Here is a 4849-nt window from a genome sequence, read left to right on the forward strand (position 1 = left end):
CGGGGATGTCGTCGTGGACGCCGAGGCGGTAGTCGTGGCGGACGACCGGCGAGAAGTTGGAGACGGACAGGAGCGGTGTGCCGTCGGCGGCGTGGCGGAGGAAGGCGAAGACGTTGTCGTCGGCCGCGTCCCCGACGATCCACTGGAAGCCCTCGGGGTGGGTGTCGCGCTCCCAGAGGGCGGGCGTGTGGCGGTAGACGACGTTGAGGTCGCGGACCAGGTCGCGGACGCCGCGGTGGTCGGCCTCGGCTCCGTACGCGGGGTCGAGGAGCCACCAGTCGGGGCCGTGGGCCTCGGACCACTCCGCTCCCTGGGCGAACTCCTGGCCCATGAAGAGGAGCTGCTTGCCCGGGTGGGCCCACATGAAGCCGAGGTACGCGCGGTGATCGGCCCGCTGCTGCCACCAGTCGCCCGGCATCTTCGACACCAGTGACCGTTTGCCGTGCACCACCTCGTCGTGGGAGATGGGCAGCACGTAGTTCTCGCTGTACGCGTACACCATCGAGAACGTCATCTCGTGGTGGTGGTACTTGCGGTGGACCGGCTCATGGCTCATGTACTCCAGCGAGTCGTGCATCCAGCCCATGTTCCACTTCAGCCCGAAACCGAGGCCGCCGAAGCCGCTCGGGCCCTGGTGGTGGGTGGCTCGCGTGACGCCGTCCCAGGCGGTGGACTCCTCCGCGATCGTCACCACGCCCGGCGACCGCCGGTACACCGTCGCGTTCATCTCCTGCAGGAACGCCACCGCGTCCAGGTTCTCCCGCCCGCCGTGCTCGTTCGGTGTCCACTGGCCGGGCTCGCGCGAGTAGTCGAGGTACAGCATCGAGGCGACGGCGTCCACCCGCAGGCCGTCGATATGGAACTCCTCGCACCAGTACACGGCGTTGGCGACCAGGAAGTTGCGCACCTCGCGCCGGCCGAAGTCGAACTCCAGGGTCCCCCAGTCGGGGTGGGCCGCGCGCAGCGGATCCTCGTGCTCGTACAGCGGACGCCCGTCGAACTCGGCCAGCGCCCAGTCGTCGCGCGGGAAGTGCGCGGGCACCCAGTCCATGAGCACGCCGATGCCCGCCCGGTGCAGGGCGTCCACGAAGTACTTGAAGTCGTCCGGTGAGCCGAGGCGGGCCGTCGGGGCGTAGAAGCCGGTGACCTGGTAGCCCCAGGAGCCGCCGAAGGGATGCTCGGCGACCGGCATCAGCTCGACGTGTGTGAAGCCGAGGTCCTTGACGTAGGCGGGCAACTGCTCAGCCAGTTGACGGTACGTCAGACCTGGTCGCCAGGACGGGAGGTGGACCTCGTAGACGGAGAACGGCGCCTCGTGGGCGGGCAGCTCCGCCCGGCGGGCCAGCCACTCCTCGTCGCCCCACTCGTAGTGCGAGGCGTGCACGATGGACGAGGTGTTCGGCGGGGCCTCGGTGCGGCGGGCCAGCGGGTCCGCGCGCAGTGTCTTCGAACCGTCGGGACGGGTGATCTCGAACTTGTACAGCTCGCCCTCGCCGATCCCGGGTACGAAGAGTTCCCATACGCCGGTGCCGCCGAGCGAACGCATCGGGAAGCCCGTGCCGTCCCAGAAGTTGAAACCGCCGGCCAGGCTCACGCCCCGGGCATTCGGCGCCCACACCGTGAACCGGGTGCCGGAGACGCCCTGATGGGTCATCGGCTCCGCGCCCAGCGCCCGCCACAGCTCCTCGTGCCGACCCTCGCCGATCAGATGCAGGTCGAGCTCACCGAGCGCGGGCAGGAAGCGGTACGGGTCCTCCGTGTCCAGGACGGTCCCCTCGTACGCGATGCTGAGCCGGTACCCGGGGACGTCCTGCAGGGGCACCAGCCCGGAGAAGAACCCGTCGCCGTCGTCGTGCAGCTCGGCCCGCAGATTGCCGGCGACCACGGTGACGGACAGGGCGTACGGCCGGAACGCCCGGAACACGACTCCGCCCGGGACCGGGTGGGCGCCGAGCACCGAGTGCGGGTCGTGATGCGTACCGGTGAGCAGACGCTCGCGGTCCCCGGCATCGAGGGCGGGGGAGACGGAGGCCACGACGGGGACCTTCGACGCGGTCGTCTTCTTGGCGGTTGTCTTCTTTGCGGTCGTCTTCTTGGCCGTGGCCTTCTTGGCAGTCGCCTTCTTCGCCGCGGCCTTCTCAGCAACCGCCTTGCCGGCCGTCGTCTCCTTGGCCACGACCTTCTTCGCCGTAGCCTTCTTGGCAGTCGCTTTCTTCGCCGTCGCTTTCTTCGCCGTCGTCCTCTCGGGCGCAGCCGCCTTCTCCTCGGCCGTCTTCTTCGGATCCGAACCGCTGGCGGGGGTACGGGGAGTCACGGGCGGGGCCTCCTAGGAGAAGGTGCGATCAGGTCAGATGGGAGGAAGCGAGGCGCCGCGCCGCCGACAGCGGCACCGGGAGCCAGTCCGGGCGGTGCCGGGCCTCGTAGACGACCTCGTAGACCGCCTTGTCGGTCTCGTAGGCCCGCAGCAGCACCGGGTCGTTGCGCGGATCGCGGCCGTCTATCTCCGCGTACCCCGAGCAGTACGCGGCCCGGCAGGACTCCGCCCAGCCGGGCACGGACGGCCGGACCGAGTGCGCCGCGTAGTCGAAGGAGCGCAGCATCCCCGCGACGTCCCGCACGGTCGGCTGCGGCATCCGCCGTTCGGCCAGCGGCCGGGCCGGCTCGCCCTCGAAGTCGATCAGCGACCACTCGCCGCCCGGCGAGCGCAGGCACTGCCCGAGGTGCAGATCGCCGTGGACGCGCTGCGCGGTCCAGGTGTGGCCCTCGGCCGCCAGATCGGCCAGCGCCCGGAACGCGGAGCGCAGCCCGGGCGCGTACGTCCGCAGCGCCGGTACCGCCTGTACGGCGGCGTCGAGGCGCTCGAGCATGCCGTCGACCATCGAGCGCAGTTGGATGTGGCCCAGCGTCACGGTCGGCAGCGCGCGGGCCAGCGCGGTGTGCACCTCGGCAGTGGCGCGCCCGAGCGCCCGCGCCTCGGCGGCGAAGTCCTCGCCCTTGGCCAGTTCGCGCAACGCCAGCTCCCAGCCGTCCGCCGCACCCTGGATGTAGGGCTGGAGGACGCCGAGGACATACGACTGACCGGACAGCTCGGCCCGCAGCCACGCCGTCGGCGCCGGCACCCGCGGGCAGCCCTCGCGGGCCAGCGCGAGCGGCAGCTCGAGGTCGGGATTGACGCCGGGCACGATCCGGCGAAGCAGCTTCAGGATGAACGTGTCTCCGTAGACGACCGACGAGTTGGACTGCTCGGCGGTCACCGCGCGGGGCACCAGGCCGGACCGTACCTCCTGCCGCGGCTCCCGTTCGAAGCGGAGGCCGCCGATCCGGGCCCGGGTGCGCAGCGCCTCCAGGAGCAGCTCGGCAGGCCGGGGGTCGTACAGGGCCTCGTACACCGTGCGTCCGGTGAGCGGCCCCTCGGTCACATGGCCGATCAGCGCGGGCGCCAGCCGGGGCGGCAGCGCCTCGCGCTCACCTATCAGGAGCTGGTAGCAGTCAGCGGGGCCGGTGCCGTGGGCGAGCGGCTGATGGACCTGGACGAGCAGGTGGTACAGGCCCAGCTTCCCCCCGGCCGGCAACAGCTCGGTGGCCGCCACCAGCGAGAACCCGGTGACCGGACGCCCCTTGCCCGCGAACCAGCGCTGCCGTGGCAGCCATTCCCGCAGCAGGGGGTCCAGTGACGCGAGGAGACCGGGGCCGGCCGTGGCGGGGCGGGTGACGGCTTCCGACATGGCGTGCGTCCTTTCCCCCATTTTTGGTTCGCCTCCGGGGCGCTCCAGCCGGTGTCGAGAGCTCGACCGTGCTCAGCCCTTCGGGCCCCCGCGCGCTCGACCTCTCGACACCGGCGCGCCCCTTCGGCTCACGCGGGTGGGCGGGGTGTTACTGATGCGTGCCCCGGGCGGAGCGGGAGAAACCGCCCCGCCCTGGCGTCCTACGCGGCGTCCTTACGAAGCCGGAACCAGTAGAAGCCGTGACCCGCCAGGGTCAGCAGGTACGGCAGTTCGCCGATGGCGGGAAAACGGACCCCGCCGATGAGCTCGACCGGATGGCGGCCGCTGAAGGAGCGCAGGTCGAGTTCGGTCGGCTGCGGGAAGCGGGAGAAGTTGTGCACACACAGGACCAGGTCGTCGCCGTGCTCCCGCAGGAACGCCAGTACGGCCGGGTTGGAGGACTGGAGTTCGGTGTACGAGCCGAGGCCGAAGGCGTGGTTCTGCTTGCGGATCTCGATCATCCGGCGGGTCCAGTGCAGCAGCGACGACGGCGACGACATGGATGCCTCGACGTTGGTGACCTGGTAGCCGTAGACCGGATCCATGATCGTCGGGAGGTAGAGCCGGCCCGGATCGCAGGTGGAGAAGCCCGCGTTGCGGTCCGGGGTCCACTGCATCGGGGTGCGTACCGCGTCGCGGTCGCCGAGCCAGATGTTGTCGCCCATGCCGATCTCGTCGCCGTAGTACAGGATCGGGCTGCCCGGCAGGGACAGCAGGAGTGCCGTGAACAGCTCGATCTGGTGGCGGTCGTTGTCCAGCAGCGGGGCCAGTCGGCGGCGGATGCCGATGTTGGCGCGCATGCGCGGGTCCTTGGCGTACTCCGCGTACATGTAGTCGCGCTCTTCGTCGGTGACCATCTCGAGCGTGAGCTCGTCGTGGTTGCGCAGGAAGATGCCCCACTGGCAGCCGGACGGGATGGCCGGGGTCTTGGCCAGGATCTCCGAGACCGGGTAGCGGGACTCCCGGCGGACGGCCATGAAGATCCGTGGCATGACCGGGAAGTGGAACGCCATATGGCATTCGTCGCCGCCGGCGCGGAAGTCGCCGAAGTAGTCGACCACGTCCTCGGGCCACTGGTTGGCCTC

3 protein-coding genes are annotated in these 4849 nt (G+C 70.6%); all 3 read right to left on the reverse strand.

Annotated features, from left to right (window positions below):
• On the reverse strand, positions 1-2314 hold a 2314-nt coding region (glgB, locus tag ACTWQJ_RS46450), incomplete at its 3' end, for a 1,4-alpha-glucan branching enzyme (RefSeq protein ID WP_443312413.1).
• Between the two features lie 28 nt (positions 2315-2342).
• Positions 2343-3725, reverse strand: a complete 1383-nt coding sequence (locus ACTWQJ_RS46455) for a maltokinase N-terminal cap-like domain-containing protein (protein ID WP_443312414.1) — start codon at positions 3723-3725, stop codon at positions 2343-2345.
• Positions 3726-3925: 200 nt separating this feature from the next.
• A partial coding sequence (locus tag ACTWQJ_RS46460) for an alpha-glucosidase C-terminal domain-containing protein (RefSeq protein ID WP_443312415.1) occupies positions 3926-4849 on the reverse strand: 924 nt, incomplete at its 5' end.

It is taken from the genome of Streptomyces sp. KR55 (genome assembly GCF_052245645.1).
Classification (GTDB): domain Bacteria; phylum Actinomycetota; class Actinomycetes; order Streptomycetales; family Streptomycetaceae; genus Streptomyces; species Streptomyces flavusporus.

Bases quoted from the DNA above. Each gene is read 5' to 3' on its own strand.
- ACTWQJ_RS46455 (WP_443312414.1), bottom strand. From the start codon at position 3,725: ATGTCGGAAGCCGTCACCCGCCCCGCCACGGCCGGCCCCGGTCTCCTC.